We start from the raw sequence: 13,692 nt of genomic DNA, 5'->3' as shown, positions 1-13,692 counted from the left end.
CCAATTACCGGGACGTTTTCCTATATTGGGAACAGACGCAAAGGGGCTTTGATGCAACACTTTCCCATATTCCTCGATCTCGACGGGCGCCGCGTCGTGCTCTCGGGCGGCGGCGAGGCGGCCTTGGCCAAGCTGCGCCTGCTGCTCAAGACCACCGCGCGGATCACGGTTTTCGCGCCAGATCCGGCGGCCGAGATTGCCGACTGGGCCGGGCGCGGCCGGCTGACCCTGCACCGCCGCGCGATGGAGCCGGGCGACGCGCTCTGCGCCGCGCTGGTCTATGCCGCCGACGAGGATGCGGCGCTCGACGCGCGCACCGCGCATATCGGCCGCACCGAGGGCGCGCTGGTCAATATCGTCGACAACCTGTCCGACAGCGCCTTCATCACCCCCGCCATCGTCGACCGCGACCCGGTCACCGTGGCCATCGGCACCGAGGGCGCCGCCCCGGTGCTGGCCCGCCGCATCAAGGCCGACCTGGAGGCCCGCCTGCCCGCGACCCTCGGGACGCTGGCGCGCATCGGCAAGGGCTTTCGCCGGATGGCCGAGGCCCTGCCCTTCGGCCGCGCGCGCCGGGCCTTCTGGGCCGACTATTACTTCGACGCCGGCCCCCGGGCGCTGGAGGCGGGTGGCGAGCCGGCGGTGCAGGACAGCCTCGACGCGTTGCTGGCGCAGCACCTCGCCGCCGATCCGGCACAGGGCCGGGTGGATTTTGTCGGCGCCGGGCCGGGCGACCCCGATCTGCTGACGCTCAAGGCGCGCAAGGCTCTGGATGCCGCCGACGTTGTGATCCACGACCGGCTGGTCAGCGCCGGCGTTCTGGAACTGGCCCGGCGCGAGGCGCAACTGATCGAGGCGGGCAAGCACGGCTTCGGCGCCGCCGTGGGCCAGCACGAGATCAACGCCCTGATCGTCGAGCACGCACAAGCCGGGGCGCACGTGGTGCGCCTCAAGGGCGGCGATCCGATGATCTTCGGCCGGCTGGACGAGGAAATCGAGGCCCTCGCCACCCACGACCTGCCCTATTCCATCATCCCCGGCATCACCGCCGCCGCCGCGGCCAGCGCCAGCCTGGGCCAGTCCCTGACGAAACGCGGCCGCAACAGCCAGATCCGGTTCCTGACCGGCCACGACACCCGCGGATTTGCCGATCACGACTGGCGCGCGCTGGCCGCCCCGGGCGAAGTGGCGGCAATCTACATGGGCAAGCGCGCCGCGCGCTTCATCCAGGGGCGGCTGCTGATGCATGACGCGGCCCCCGAAACGCCGGTGACGGTGGTGGAAAACGCTTCCTGCCCGGATCAGCGGGTGCTGGAGACCACGCTGGACCGGATGGAACCCGAGATGGAGCGCGCCGGGCTGGCCGGCCCCGCGCTGACCTTCATCGGGCTGGCCCGGCGCCGCGCGCTGGCCGCCCTGCCCGAGACCGCGCAGGCACAGGAGGCCCTCTGACATGCCCCGTCCCTTTACCCCCAAGGTCGTCACCGCCAACCGCCTGCTGGAGGGCGATGCCGTCTGGCGCACAGCGTCGGGAGACTGGTCGCCCGACCTGGCCCAGGCCGAACTGATCGCCGATGCCGCCACCGCCGAGCTGCGTCTGCTGGAGGCCGCCGCCGAGGCGCATCTGGTCGTGGGCGCCTACCTGGCCGATGCCGCCGCCGGGGCGGACGGCCCCGAGCCGACCCATTTCCGCGAGGCGTTCCGCACCCGCGGGCCGTCCAACTACGCCCATGGCAAGCAGGCCGAACCGCAGGAGAAGGCGTGATGTATCACTACAACGACTTCGACGACGCCTTTGTGCGCGAACGGGTTTCCCAGTTCCGCGCCCAGGTGGAGCGCCGCATCAGCGGCGCGCTGACCGAAGAGGAATTCAAACCCCTGCGCCTGATGAACGGGCTTTACCTGCAACTGCACGCCTACATGCTGCGCGTCGCGATCCCCTACGGCACGCTCGACAGCCGCAAGATGCGGCAGTTGGCCTACATCGCCGAGCGCTGGGACAAGGGCTATGGCCATTTCACCACGCGCCAGAACATCCAGTTCAACTGGCCACGGCTGCGGGACGTGCCCGACATCCTCGAGGCGCTAGCCGACGTGGAAATGCACGCCATCCAGACCAGCGGCAACACCATCCGCAATGTCACCGCCGACCATTTCGCCGGAGCCGCGGCGGATGAAATCGCCGACCCCCGCCCGGTGGCGGAATTGCTTCGGCAGTGGTCCACCGATCACCCGCAGTTCCAGTTCCTGCCGCGCAAGTTCAAGATCGCCGTCTCGGGCAGCCGTAATGACCGCGCCGTCACCCGCGCCCACGACATCGGGCTGGAAATCGTCGAGCGGGACGGCGCGATCGGCTATCGCGTCATCGTCGGCGGCGGACTGGGCCGCACCCCGATGATCGGCAAGGTGCTTCGCGAGTTCCTGCCGCAAGAGGACCTGCTGGCCTACGTCGAGGCCGTGGTCAGCACCTGGAACCTGCTGGGCCGGCGCGACAACAAGTTCAAGTCGCGCATCAAGATCACCGTGCACGAACACGGGATCGAGGACATCAGCCGGCTGGTCGAAGCGGAATTCGCGCAGACCCGGCCGGGCTTTGCCGGGGCCGACCGCGCCATGCTGGCGCGGATCGAGGCCGCCTTCGCGCCGCCCGCATTTGTCGCAAAGTCACCGGCCCCGCACGCGGCGGCCCGCGCCAGCGATCCGGTCTACCGCGCCTGGGCCGATACCAACCTGACCGCGCACCGGCAGCCGGATCATGCCATCGTTACCGTTTCGCTCAAGGCGCACGGGGCCACGCCGGGCGACGCCAGCGCCGACCAGATGCGCCTGCTGGCGGACCTGGCGGAACGCTACGCCTACGACGAGTTGCGCATCAGCCACGAACAGAACGTCATCCTGCCGCATGTGGCCAGGGCCGACCTGCCCGCGATCCATGCCGCGCTGACGCAGGCGGGGCTGGCCACGGCCAATGTCGGGCTTGTCTCCGACATCATCGCCTGCCCCGGCATGGACTACTGTTCGCTGGCCACCGCACGCTCGATCCCCATCGCACAGCAGATCGCGACGCGGTTCGAGGAGCTAAAGGTCGAGCACGACGTCGGCCCGCTCAAGATCAAGATATCGGGCTGCATCAATGCGTGCGGCCATCACCACGTGGGCCATATCGGTATCCTCGGGCTGGACCGGGCGGGCGTCGAGAATTACCAGGTCACGCTGGGTGGCGACCACACCGAGACCGCGGCCATCGGCGAACGCGCCGGGCCGGGCTTTTCCGCCGACGAGATCATCCCGGCCATCGAACGGCTGGTGCTGGGCTATCTCGACCTGCGCGAGGGCCGCGACGAGACCTTCCTGCAGGCCTACCGCCGGCTCGGCCCCGCGCCCTTCAAGGCCCTGCTCTACCCGGAGGCCCGGTCCGATGCCGCTTGAAACCCGCGCACAGGCCCTTAACAGGCGGTTCCGCAACCATTCGGCCACCGCCGTGATGGCGCATGCCCTGGCCGGGCCGGACGACATCGCGCTGGTCAGTTCCTTCGGCGCGGAATCGGTGGTGCTGCTGCACATGGCGGCCGTCATCGACCGGCGCGTGCCGGTGCTGTTCATCGACACCGAGATGCTGTTCGCCGAAACGCTGGTGTATCAGCAGGAGGTGGCCGAACGGCTGCGGCTGGAGAACGTGCAGGTGATCCGCGCCGACCGCGCGCGTCTGTTCGAGGCCGACAACGAGAACCTGCTGCACCTGCACGACCCCGACGCCTGTTGCGCCCTGCGCAAGACCGAACCCTTGCAGGCCGCGCTGAAAGCCCATGACGGCTGGATCACGGGGCGCAAACGCTACCAGGGCGGGCAGCGCGCCGCGCTGGATTTCTTCGAGGTCGAGCATCCGTCGGGCGCGCCGGCGCGGCTCAAGATCAATCCGCTGGCGCATTGGGACAGCGCCGATGTGCGCGACTACATGGCCGAAAACCGCCTGCCTCGTCACCCGCTGGTCACCAAGGGCTATCCTTCGATCGGCTGCGCGCCCTGCACCCATCCCGTCGCCCCCGGCGAGGATGCGCGCGCGGGCCGCTGGAAGGGGCAGGACAAGGCCGAATGCGGCATCCATTTCGTGGACGGCAAGCCCGTGCGCACTGCCGCCGAGTGAAAGGACAAGGATATGAGCGTGATCGTGACCGATACCGGCTTTTCGTGCGACGACCGGACCGGCGGCTTCGTGCCGCTGGAGGACTGGCCCGCCAATGACGGCACCACCGGGCTGGACCTGGCCCCCGACACGGACCCGGCCCGGCTGGCCGACCTGCTGGCCGCCCCCGCGATCCGGATCGCCTTCCCGGCGTTCTCGGACGGGCGCGGCTTCACCCTGGCCGCGCGGCTGCGGCGGCTGGGCTACGCCGGACGGCTGCGCGCCGCGGGCCATGTCATCGCCGACCAGTATGCGATGGCGCGGCGGTCGGGCTTCGACGAGGTCGAGATCGACGCCGACCTGGCCGCCCGCCAGCCCGAGGATCAGTGGCTGGCCCGCGCCGACTGGCGCGCGCGGAATTACCAGGCGCGGCTGCGCGCCGCGGCCTCGTGAGGGGGGCTTCCCGCCACAGGCCTTTAACTGACATGGATCAACGACTAGACAGGGGCGTGGCATGGATACATGCCGCGACGCAGATATGACAGAGATGACCGCCGTGACCGAAGCTGCCGCCCTCAAGGCCACCCGCGACCTGCCCGACGCCCAGACCGTCCGCGAGGTGCGCCATTACACCGACCGCCTGTTCTCGTTCAAGGTGACGCGGCCGCAATCCTTGCGCTTCCGCTCGGGTGAGTTCGTGATGATCGGGCTGATGGGCGACCCCGACCCCGACACCGGCAAGCAGAAGCCGCTGCTGCGCGCCTATTCCATCGCCTCGCCCTCCTGGGATGACGAGTTGGAGTTCTACTCGATCAAGGTGCCCGACGGCCCGCTGACCAGCAAGTTGCAGCACATCCAGCCCGGCGACCGGATCATCCTGCGCCCCAAGCCGGTGGGCACGCTGGTCCACGACGCGCTGCTGCCGGGCAAGCGCATCTGGTTCTTCGCCACCGGCACCGGCTTCGCGCCCTTCGCCTCGCTTCTGCGCGATCCGCAGACCTACGAGGATTACGACGAGGTCTTCATCACCCACACCTGTCGCGAGGTGGGCGAGTTGACCTACGGCGCGGAACTGATCGAGAGCATCCGACAGGACGAACTGCTCGCCGAACTGATCGGCGAGGGGTTCGCGGACAAGGTCCACTACTACGCCACGACCACCCGCGAAGAGAGCCCGCGCATGGGCCGCATCACCGACCTGATGCGTTCTGGCCAGGCCTTCGAGGAGCTGGGCGTGCCGCCCCTGTCGCCCGAGAGCGACCGGGCGATGATCTGCGGCAACCTGGACTTCAACCTCGAACTCAAGGCCATGCTCGAGGACTACGGGCTCGAGGAAGGCGCCAATTCCAAACCGGCCCATTACGTGGTGGAAAAGGCCTTTCTCGACTGACGGGCCACGCTCAGGGGTGCCGCGCCGTCCAGTCCCGCGCCCGCGCGAAAAGGGGTCGAAAATAGGCAATAAGGCGCGGGTCGCGCCCCGCGGCGCCCGCCCAGGGCGCGATGCCATGCACGGCCAGCCGGTGGACGAGCACCGCCTCGCCCTTCTGCACCGGCACCGGCACCTTGGCACAGCGCGCGAAGACATCGGCGCGGGCGGCCTTGTAGGCCTCGGTCACGTCATCGCCCGCCTCGGCCCCGTCCAGGGCGGCGCGGATGATCTCGTGGCTGCCCTCCCAGACCACCAGCGGGCTGGCCGCGACATCCGACAGACCGATCCCGAGGATGAACGCATGCGGTTCACGCAGCACGCGCCGCCCCCCTTCGAGGTGCAGCCCGTCCACATGCGCCCCGCAGCGGATGCGGCGAAAGCGGTGGGCAGCGTCGCTTTCGCCCGGGTCACGCCCGGGATAGCCCGGATAGATCGCCGACAGTTGCGCCCGGTGCCAGCTACCCGGCCAGATGCCGCGCAGCGCGGCCGGCAGTGGCACGCCGCCAAGGCTGCCGTCAGGGTCATTCGCCAGCACCTCGACGCCGACGAACCAGGTGCCATCGTGGCGCAGCCAGCGGTCGCGCAGCGCCTGGTCGTCCAGCGCGACCTCGGCAAGGCCGCGCGCCGCCTCGGCCCAGGCGGGCAGGCCCTCTACCTCGCGCAGGACCGCGTATCCGCGCCCGTCCACCATCACAGCCCCTGGCGCAGCATGTTCAGCGCCACCAGCATCAGGAAGGCCCCGAAGACCCGCTTGAGCGGTTTCGGGTCCAGCCGGTGCGCCAGTGCCGCGCCCCAGGGTGCGGTGATCAGGGTCATGGCCACGACCAGCCCGAAGGCCCCCAAGTTCACCGCCCCCAGCGAGAGCGGCGGCGCCAAGGCCATGTCCACCAGCAGGAACCCCAGCACCGCCGGCACCGCGATGATCGCGCCGAAGCCCGCGGCGGTGGCCACGGCCCGGTGCACCGGACGGCCGTAGAGCGTCATGACCGGCACGCCGAAACTGCCGCCGCCGATCCCCATGAGCACCGAGAGCAGCCCGATGAGCGGCGAGAGCAGCCACTTGACCGGCCCGCCCGGCATGGCGGTGCCCAGTTGCCAGTCGCTGCGCCCAAGCACCATGTAGAGCGCCACCGCAAAGGCCAGCCCGCCGAACATGGCCTGCAGCACCTCCGAGCGCAGTTGCGCGGCCACGGCCACGCCGACGGCCGCGCCCAGCGCGATGCCCGGCCCCCAGCCGCGCAGGATGTCCCAATCTACCGCGCCCTTGCGATGGTGGCTGAGCACCGAGCGCGCCGAGGTCACAATGATCGTCGCCAGCGAGGTCGCCAGACACATCTGCATCAGCTGCGGGCTATCATAGCCCAGCCCTGAAAAGGCGTAATAGAAGGCGGGCACCAGCACGATCCCCCCGCCCACACCCAGCAAGCCCGCCAGAACCCCGGCAAAGGCCCCGATGGCCAGGAGCATGGCCGCCATGCCGATCAGAAGTGTCACGTCGGGCATTGGTCCTCCGGGCGTTGCCTCGCGCGTCTTCGAAGGCCGCGCGGCCCTATCAGGGTTCAGTCCGTCTCGATCCGGTAGTCCTCGTGGCAGGCGCTGCAGGTCCGCGCCATGTCCCGGAACGCGCCGCGCGGCACCTCTGCCGCGTTGTCGGCAGCCTGCGCCAGCGCCGCCGCGCGGCGTTCAAGGGTCATCGACAGGTCCGAAAAGCGGGCGAAATCAGTCCAGATCGCCGGCGCGGCCTCGGTGGGGGCCTGGGTCGACCCCTCGGGAAACTTATCCACCAGCGGCCGGCCGGCCTCGGCGGCGATGCGGCGTGCCGCGGCGGCATAGGCGCCCGGGTCATAGGCGCGCTCGCCGCGCGTCATGGGCACGATCACCTCCAGCGCGTCGGCCATGGCCTTCATCGCCGCCATGCGGTCCTTGACCACGCCCGTGGCGCCACTGTGTGCAAGCGCCGTGCCGGCCAGCGCCATAGCGGCCAGACTTGAGATCATCCATTTCATTGGAACGCCTTTCGCCAGTTTTGCCAGTCTGCAGGCACGCCATAGCCCGGATAGCGCCCGGGGCCAAGCGGTCAGGCCGCCGCCTGTTCCATGGCCGCCAGCGCGCGGTCCAGAACCTCGGGCCCGGCGCCGTCGCGGTGACCCTGTTCCGACAGCATCCGCCGCCAGTGCCGCGCCCCCGGCAGGCCGGCGAACAGGCCCAGCATGTGCCGCGTGACCTGCGCCAGCTTGCCGCCCTCGGCCAGGTGGGCCGCGATATGGGGGCGCATTCCCTCGACCACCGCGTGGCGGTCCGGGCCGGGGGCACCGCCGAAGATCGCCCGGTCCGCGTCCAGCAGGATATCGGCGGGGCTGTGATAGGCCGCGCGCCCGATCATGACCCCGTCGATCCCGCGCTCCAGATGCGCCCGCGCCGCGGCCAGCGAGGCGATGCCGCCGTTGATCGAGATGTGCAGATCGGGAAACGCGGCCTTCATCCGGTGCACAAGGTCATGGTCGAGCGGCGGAATATCGCGGTTTTCCTTGGGCGAAAGCCCCGCCAGCCAGGCCTTGCGGGCATGGATCGTGACCCGCCGCACCCCGGCGGCGCGGATCGTGTCCAGGAAATCTGGCAGCACCTGCGCGGGGTCCTGGTCGTCCACGCCGATGCGGCATTTCACCGTGACCTCGGCGGGCTGGGCGGCGATCATGGCGGCACAGCACTCGGCCACCAGCGCCGGCCGCTCCATTAGGACCGCGCCGAAGCAGCCGGACTTGACCCGATCGCTTGGGCAGCCGACGTTCAGGTTGATCTCGCCGTAGCCCTCGTTCGCGCCCATGCGCGCGGCTTGCGCCAGCTCCGCCGGGTCGGCACCGCCCAGTTGCAGCGCCACCGGCTGTTCCACCGGATCGAAGCGCAGCAGGTGCCGCGCCCCGCCGCGCACCAGTGCGGGGGCCGTGACCATCTCGGTATAGAGCAGCGTCTGGCGTGACATGATCCGGTGAAAGACCCGGCAGTGCCGGTCGGTCCAGTCCATCATGGGGGCCACGGACAATCTAGCGTGGTGATTTATTTGCATTTTTTGTGTATCTTCAAACTGTTGGTGGCGGATGCTGCTACGCTGGAATACGCCCCAATATCCCTGAATTTGCCCCTCTACGACGTCTCATTGCACACACAGCGCACACGAAAATGGCCTCCATCACCAGGCTCCCCTCCGGTGCCTACCGGGTCCAGATCAGACGAAAGGGCCGCTACGCGAGCGAGACGTTCCTCCCCCGCGACGACGCCCATCGTTGGACCCGCCAAGCGGAGACCCGGATCGATCAGGGGCTGGCGCCGAACAAGTCGGCCGCTTCCTGCCTCCAGACCTTTGGCGACCTCGTCGACGAGTCTATAACCCATATGTGCGAGGTAGGGAAACCGCCGCGTGGCAATAAGGCCGCCACGCTTACGACGCTCAAGCGCGATCTGGGCAGAGAGAAGATCGGCCACGTCGACCGGCAAAAACTGATCGACTACGGCAAGATGCGGGCGGAGCAAGGCGCGGGCCCGGTGACGCTCGGGATCGATATCGGGGTGATCAAGATGATCATCACCCACGCGGCAGCCGTGCACGGGCTCGATATCTCTCCGGAGCCCGTTGATCTGGCGCGCGTCGCGCTCAAGCGTCTCGGACTAATCGGCAAGGGCGCAGAGCGGGATCGTCGCCCTACCGTCGATGAGTTTAACCGCCTGTTCCGTTGCTTCGATAACAACGAACGCCTGACCCTGCCGACGAGATGCATCGTCAGGTTCGCGGTGGCCACGGCCCCCCGAGGTCTCCTGAGCCGCAGCCGTGCTCAGACGGTGTCGTGGCACCTTGTGTGGCAAAGCTGATACCGGCCATCCAACGCCCCGGCAATCCCTACGCAGTCATACGTCCCGACGTCAGATCGGGGTGGCCGCTGTGCCAAACAGGCATTATCACTGGACTTGGCCCGTCGAACGGCGGCTATCACCCGATCGAGTAGCAAGGACCGGCTGCATCGCGATGACGAGGAAACCATGCGCTCTGAACTGATCATCGCGACGTATGACAAGCCGACATACCTTGACGTCTGCCTGTTCACGGCGATCCGCCAGGTCCGCAAGCCCGACAGCATTTGCATCGCTGACGCTGGATCCGATCATCGAACCCGGGATGTGATCGAGCGGGTCCGGGCGGGGTGCCCCGGTGTCGATATGCGTCACTGCTGGCATGAAGACGACGGCCTTCGCAAAAGCAGCGCCGCCTTGAACAAGGCGATCGCCTCGTCCAGCGCGGATTACCTGATTTTTATCGGTGATGACTGCCTGCTGCACCCGGCTTCATGTCCGAGGTCATCTCATCATGACAACGGCTATTCCCATGTCTGAGGCGCCCGGCTCCGGTCAACCCCGGTTTGCTCGATCCACAGCGCAGGGGTCGGCTCACCTGCCGGAGGCGACGCAACATGGGGCCTTGCCACGTGTTGTGTCCGTCGGGTTCAACAAGTGCGCCACGCGCGCGCTCGCGCAGATGTTTGCACGCGCCGGACACCAGGTTGTCCATCACAAGGTGCGTGATCGCTGGCCGGTGCCACGTCGGGCCGGCGCGGTTATCCGCACCAACCTAGAGGCAGGGCGCCGTCCACTAGAGACATTCGAAGACTACGTCTTTTACTGCGACCTCATGGTCAACGATGGACGCCACACCTACGATGGGGCCGATGCGTTTCGCGAGATCATCCAACACTATCCCGGCACGATCCTCTTGCTGAACCTGCGGGATCGCGAAGCCTGGATCACGAGCCGGTTGCGCCACGGACATGGAGAGTTCGCCCGCCGCGAAATGGCCGCGCGTGGCCTGTCGGACGAGGCCGCTTTGACCGAGGCCTGGCGTACGGACTGGGACGCGCGGCTGTCCGCCGTTCGCGCCCACATGGCGGACAGACCCGGGCAACTCGTGGAGTTCGACATCGACAAGGACAGTCCCGCCGACCTTGTCGCAGCCCTGCCTCGGTATGGCTTGAACCCCGAGGATTTCCATGACATCGGCAATAGCCGAACGCGCCGGCTGAGCCCCTTGATGCGGCGCCTCAAGGCCGAAATCGCTCATCGGCGGCCCCGTTTTTTTGGCAAGTGAGGCGGGATGATTATCTGTCGTAGCCGGGGCTTTATCTTCCTGCATAATCGAAAGGCAGCAGGTAGTTCCATAAGCGTGTCTTTGGCGCGTTTTTTGGACAGCGAAGATTTGCAGATCAGCGCGATTCCAGAAACGTTGGCAAACGGGATCTCTCTGACAACGCGAGTAATGAGGGAGGCCCGCGCGCAGGCTCCTGTATTTGTAGCGTCCGCCCAGATGCTCGGAGGTCGCTTTGCCGGTCGGGCCATCGCTCGGTCGATTGACCACGCATATCGGCCACTCCTTGGACGCAAGCCACCCCATGCCCCAGCAGCCACCGTCGCCACCGCCTTTCCAAAAGAGTGGTCTGACTGCCGAAAGCTCTGCGTCGTTCGCAACCCTTGGGAAAAGACCGTTTCAGACTTTTTTTGGCGGACCAAGGCCATACGCCGCCCGCCTGATTTTTCAAATTACGTCAGGGCCTTGGCGGCGGGCGAGAGCCTCAATGGAATCATTCCTTTGGAATTTCACGACAACTGGCCACTCTATACGATTGATGGTAAAATCATTTCTGATCATGTTATTCGATACGACCATCTTGAAGGCGACCTTTCCGCAGCCCTCGGATCCTTGGGGTTGCCTTGGGATGGCTGGTTGCCGCGTGCCAAAGATGGGCATAGGAAGAAAAAAGAGGCTAGTTACAGAAGTTTTTATACCAATGAGACAAAGGAGCTAATTTATAATCTCTACCGATCAGAGATAGATGCACATAGGTTCATTTATTAGGAACGATTTTGTATCTTGAAATTATATTTTTCATGCCACCATTTATAAAGAGCGGTGCACGCCTCACCCCTCTAACTGGCTTTCCGAGGACCCAGAACATTTCTGGGTACCTTTCTACTATCAGCCCCAAAACTGTCTCCTCGTCGTGGATGTATCCATCCACAGAACTCGTTTTGAGCTGTTCGAGGAAAAGATCTTCGAGCTTGATCCACATTTTGCTAGAAGAACTTAAGAAACTTGCATTTATTGGGAGTGGAGATGACCCAAAAAACATTGGGCTGGCATAGTGGCTTATTTTGCAGCTTGGAAGCTCTAATTCTCGAAAATTCCAATTGGTACGACTGTAATTAAATTTTGCAACGGAAGCGTCGACCCAAGCCATTTGTGCTTCAGGTTCGTACTCTGCGGCTTGTCGCGCCAAGGATATCTTCGACGTCCAGACTGTCAGAAGGTCGCGAAATGCATTCTCTCCCGAACCCAGAAAATCTCTCCTGTAATGCCTGGTCCCTTTGTCTCGTGGATGGTTTTGGGCCTCGGCATGATCAGCTTCAGAAGAATTTTTGCAAGTAGTTATGATTGGCTCGATGATCTGTCTCGTCGGCAAATCCTCTAATGGAATTTCAATAACAACAATCTCGACATTCCATTTTTCTGCCTCTTTCGCAAAAGCTTCTGCTATTTCCATGTCTTCGCAGTATAAATATAAAATATTACCACACAGCATTTTCATAGTCTTTGGCAGCAAACGGATGTAGTGTGTGAGGGACCGTTTTTCATTCCCACTTATACGATAGAACATGGTGCAAAAATTTGATCTGCGGTCAATGCGTTTTAGGAATTTTCTTCTCTCCAATTCGTCCATCATAGATGCTGCCTCAAGTTTACCGTTCATGATGGCGGATAAATATCGTCACTGACTTGTCCATCCCACCGCGATGATCTATGCCTCAATTGATGTGTTTACGCAAATGCTCGGAAAATGGGACAGTTTAGAATGGAGCTAGGCTCGGTGTGAAACAGCTCCTCTGCATCCGATGGGGCCAAAAATATGGCCCCGACTACGTCAACCGCCTGTACGGCATGGTGGCGCGCAACATCACGCCGCCCTTCCGGTTCTATTGCACCACCGATTCGGCAGAAGGCCTGCGCCCCGAGGTCGAGGTCATCCCGCTGCCCGATCTGGGCTGCGAGATGCCGCGCACGCGGCAAGGGATCTGGGGCAAGTCCCGGCTGTGGCGGCCTGATCTGGGCGGGTTGTCAGGGCCCGTGCTCTTCATGGATCTCGACGTCGTGGTGACGGGGACCCTCGACCCGTTCTTTACCCATGGCCACCCCGACGACGTCATCCTCACGCGCAACGCGAATACCCCTTTCGAGCGGCTGGGGCAGACCTCGCTGTTCCGCTTTCCGATCGGCGCGCTTGCCCCTCTCCGCGACGAGTTCCTGGCAGACCCGCAGAAGATCGCCGAAACCTATGGTTTCGAGCAGCGCTTCGTCACGCAACGCGCGCCCGGCGGCGTGACCTTCTGGCCGCGAGGCTGGGTCGCGACCTTCCGCTGGCACTGCGTGCGGACCTTTCCGGTCAACTATGTCCTGCCCCCCAAGTTGCCGCCCTCGGCGCGTGTCGTGATCTTCCCGGGCGGGTTGAACCCCGCGGATGCCATTGTCGGACGCCGGTTCGGGAATGTGCCCGTCCGCACGCCCTGGGCGCATGTAAGGGCGGGATTGCGCGGCGACCGGCGGGGCAGCCTTGCGCGCCATCTGCGGGGATACCTGCGGCCAACGCCCTGGGTGCGCGACGCCTGGCGCGAGTGAGGCATTTCGCCCTTGTCATTTGCTTCCTCGGCTTGTGTCACGTGCGAAGAACTCGGGATGCCGGGCGAAAAGCCGGACCAGCTCTCGGTACTGGCGTCGGCGGATGCCGGGGGTCTTGTGGACCCGCTGCAAAAGCTCGATCGCGGGCGCTGGCAGGCTCTCGTTTGACCTGGCTGGCGGTGCTAGCGCGGAAATTTGATCCGATGGGACCCCGGCAAGCTCGAGGAGTGCCTGCCCCATAATACGCCCGTCGCGGAGGTCATCCTCCATTCGTACAGCCTTCAAGCGGTCACCCAAGACATCGCGAAGGCTGGCGATGATCTGGTCCGGTCCATGCAGATTGTCGTTGCGCAAGCGCCACTGGTCGAAGGGCTCGGTCACGCGCCGCATCTTGAACGCCTGATTGTAAGAACTGACCTGCCAAGGCGG

General features: G+C 65.4%; 17 protein-coding genes. 11 read left to right on the top strand and 6 right to left on the bottom strand.

Features of this window, described 5'->3' with window-relative positions; all coding sequences use genetic code 11:
• Window positions 1-51: 51 nt before the first annotated feature.
• The 6 genes from cysG (at window position 52) to BU124_RS08975 (ending at window position 5,513) form a co-directional block, all read left to right on the top strand.
• Complete coding sequence (gene cysG / locus BU124_RS09000) at window positions 52-1,452, top strand: siroheme synthase CysG (RefSeq protein WP_084862876.1); 1,401 nt, start codon at window positions 52-54, stop codon at window positions 1,450-1,452.
• Window position 1,453: 1 nt separating this feature from the next.
• Window positions 1,454-1,765 carry a DUF2849 domain-containing protein gene (locus tag BU124_RS08995; RefSeq protein WP_084862874.1) on the top strand — a complete coding sequence of 104 codons (312 nt, stop codon included), beginning with the start codon at window positions 1,454-1,456 and terminating at the stop codon, window positions 1,763-1,765.
• Complete coding sequence (locus BU124_RS08990; protein WP_084862873.1) at window positions 1,765-3,429, top strand: nitrite/sulfite reductase; 1,665 nt, start codon at window positions 1,765-1,767, stop codon at window positions 3,427-3,429. The genes BU124_RS08995 and BU124_RS08990 overlap by 1 nt, the downstream gene beginning before the upstream one ends.
• A complete protein-coding gene (locus BU124_RS08985; protein WP_084862871.1) occupies window positions 3,419-4,144 on the top strand; it encodes a phosphoadenylyl-sulfate reductase in 726 nt (241 codons plus the stop codon). Before BU124_RS08990 ends, BU124_RS08985 begins: the two co-directional genes overlap by 11 nt.
• 12 nt (window positions 4,145-4,156) lie before the next feature.
• Complete coding sequence (locus BU124_RS08980; RefSeq protein ID WP_084862869.1) at window positions 4,157-4,576, top strand: DUF934 domain-containing protein; 420 nt, start codon at window positions 4,157-4,159, stop codon at window positions 4,574-4,576.
• Window positions 4,577-4,661: 85 nt separating this feature from the next.
• Window positions 4,662-5,513 (top strand): ferredoxin--NADP reductase, encoded by an 852-nt coding sequence (locus BU124_RS08975; RefSeq protein WP_084863057.1) that lies wholly within the window; start codon window positions 4,662-4,664, stop codon window positions 5,511-5,513.
• Between the two features lie 10 nt (window positions 5,514-5,523).
• Here the strand turns inward: BU124_RS08975 and BU124_RS08970 are convergent, their stop codons facing one another.
• The 4 genes from BU124_RS08970 to dusA all read right to left on the bottom strand — a co-directional run bounded on the left by BU124_RS08970 (window position 5,524) and on the right by dusA (window position 8,616).
• Window positions 5,524-6,243, bottom strand: coding sequence for a hypothetical protein (locus BU124_RS08970; RefSeq protein WP_084862867.1), 720 nt, complete (start codon window positions 6,241-6,243; stop codon window positions 5,524-5,526).
• Window positions 6,243-7,055 carry a sulfite exporter TauE/SafE family protein gene (locus BU124_RS08965; RefSeq protein WP_084862865.1) on the bottom strand — a complete coding sequence of 271 codons (813 nt, stop codon included), beginning with the start codon at window positions 7,053-7,055 and terminating at the stop codon, window positions 6,243-6,245. Before BU124_RS08965 ends, BU124_RS08970 begins: the two co-directional genes overlap by 1 nt.
• A gap of 56 nt (window positions 7,056-7,111) precedes the next feature.
• Window positions 7,112-7,558 (bottom strand): cytochrome c, encoded by a 447-nt coding sequence (locus BU124_RS08960; RefSeq protein WP_245831660.1) that lies wholly within the window; start codon window positions 7,556-7,558, stop codon window positions 7,112-7,114.
• 71 nt (window positions 7,559-7,629) lie between these two features.
• The gene (dusA, locus tag BU124_RS08955; protein WP_084862864.1) at window positions 7,630-8,616 is read right to left on the bottom strand and encodes a tRNA dihydrouridine(20/20a) synthase DusA; all 987 of its coding nucleotides are present in this window, start codon (window positions 8,614-8,616) and stop codon (window positions 7,630-7,632) included.
• A gap of 113 nt (window positions 8,617-8,729) precedes the next feature.
• On the opposite strand from dusA, the gene BU124_RS15020 reads away from it, so the two are divergent.
• The 4 genes from BU124_RS15020 (at window position 8,730) to BU124_RS14575 (ending at window position 11,448) form a co-directional block, all read left to right on the top strand.
• Window positions 8,730-9,416: a hypothetical protein gene (locus tag BU124_RS15020; protein WP_245831658.1), complete on the top strand. Its 687-nt coding sequence runs from the start codon at window positions 8,730-8,732 to the stop codon at window positions 9,414-9,416.
• 168 nt (window positions 9,417-9,584) lie between these two features.
• Entirely contained in the window at window positions 9,585-9,935 is a 351-nt protein-coding gene (locus BU124_RS08945) for a glycosyltransferase (RefSeq protein ID WP_084862862.1), read from the top strand.
• A gap of 181 nt (window positions 9,936-10,116) precedes the next feature.
• Window positions 10,117-10,683 (top strand): hypothetical protein, encoded by a 567-nt coding sequence (locus BU124_RS08940; protein WP_143529937.1) that lies wholly within the window; start codon window positions 10,117-10,119, stop codon window positions 10,681-10,683.
• A gap of 6 nt (window positions 10,684-10,689) precedes the next feature.
• Entirely contained in the window at window positions 10,690-11,448 is a 759-nt protein-coding gene (locus BU124_RS14575) for a hypothetical protein (protein WP_143529936.1), read from the top strand.
• Here BU124_RS14575 and BU124_RS14570 read toward each other — a convergent pair.
• Window positions 11,438-12,340, bottom strand: coding sequence for a hypothetical protein (locus BU124_RS14570; protein WP_143529935.1), 903 nt, complete (start codon window positions 12,338-12,340; stop codon window positions 11,438-11,440). The genes BU124_RS14575 and BU124_RS14570 overlap by 11 nt on opposite strands.
• A 119-nt stretch (window positions 12,341-12,459) precedes the next feature.
• On the opposite strand from BU124_RS14570, the gene BU124_RS08935 reads away from it, so the two are divergent.
• Window positions 12,460-13,263 (top strand): glycosyl transferase, encoded by an 804-nt coding sequence (locus BU124_RS08935; RefSeq protein WP_084862858.1) that lies wholly within the window; start codon window positions 12,460-12,462, stop codon window positions 13,261-13,263.
• 15 nt (window positions 13,264-13,278) lie between these two features.
• Here the strand turns inward: BU124_RS08935 and BU124_RS08930 are convergent.
• A partial coding sequence (locus BU124_RS08930; protein ID WP_218775101.1) for a hypothetical protein occupies window positions 13,279-13,692 on the bottom strand: 414 nt, incomplete at its 5' end.

The organism is Salibaculum halophilum (genome assembly GCF_002094885.1).
GTDB lineage: Bacteria > Pseudomonadota > Alphaproteobacteria > Rhodobacterales > Rhodobacteraceae > Salibaculum > Salibaculum halophilum.
The sequence above is the reverse complement of the archived record's forward strand: the minus strand, read 5'-3'. Positions and strand labels throughout refer to the sequence as shown.

Excerpts from the sequence above, each read along its gene's own strand:
- BU124_RS14570 (WP_143529935.1), bottom strand. The coding sequence starts at position 12,340 with ATGAACGGTAAACTTGAGGCAGCATCTATGATGGACGAATTGGAGAGA.
- BU124_RS08975 (WP_084863057.1), top strand. The coding sequence starts at position 4,662 with ATGACAGAGATGACCGCCGTGACCGAAGCTGCCGCCCTCAAGGCCACC.
- BU124_RS08945 (WP_084862862.1), top strand. The coding sequence starts at position 9,585 with ATGCGCTCTGAACTGATCATCGCGACGTATGACAAGCCGACATACCTT.
- BU124_RS08970 (WP_084862867.1), bottom strand. The coding sequence starts at position 6,243 with ATGGTGGACGGGCGCGGATACGCGGTCCTGCGCGAGGTAGAGGGCCTG.
- BU124_RS08995 (WP_084862874.1), top strand. The coding sequence starts at position 1,454 with ATGCCCCGTCCCTTTACCCCCAAGGTCGTCACCGCCAACCGCCTGCTG.
- dusA (WP_084862864.1), bottom strand. The coding sequence starts at position 8,616 with ATGCAAATAAATCACCACGCTAGATTGTCCGTGGCCCCCATGATGGAC.
- BU124_RS08985 (WP_084862871.1), top strand. The coding sequence starts at position 3,419 with ATGCCGCTTGAAACCCGCGCACAGGCCCTTAACAGGCGGTTCCGCAAC.
- BU124_RS15020 (WP_245831658.1), top strand. The coding sequence starts at position 8,730 with ATGGCCTCCATCACCAGGCTCCCCTCCGGTGCCTACCGGGTCCAGATC.
- BU124_RS14575 (WP_143529936.1), top strand. The coding sequence starts at position 10,690 with ATGATTATCTGTCGTAGCCGGGGCTTTATCTTCCTGCATAATCGAAAG.
- BU124_RS08965 (WP_084862865.1), bottom strand. The coding sequence starts at position 7,055 with ATGCCCGACGTGACACTTCTGATCGGCATGGCGGCCATGCTCCTGGCC.
- BU124_RS08960 (WP_245831660.1), bottom strand. The coding sequence starts at position 7,558 with ATGAAATGGATGATCTCAAGTCTGGCCGCTATGGCGCTGGCCGGCACG.
- BU124_RS08980 (WP_084862869.1), top strand. The coding sequence starts at position 4,157 with ATGAGCGTGATCGTGACCGATACCGGCTTTTCGTGCGACGACCGGACC.
- cysG (WP_084862876.1), top strand. The coding sequence starts at position 52 with ATGCAACACTTTCCCATATTCCTCGATCTCGACGGGCGCCGCGTCGTG.
- BU124_RS08990 (WP_084862873.1), top strand. The coding sequence starts at position 1,765 with ATGTATCACTACAACGACTTCGACGACGCCTTTGTGCGCGAACGGGTT.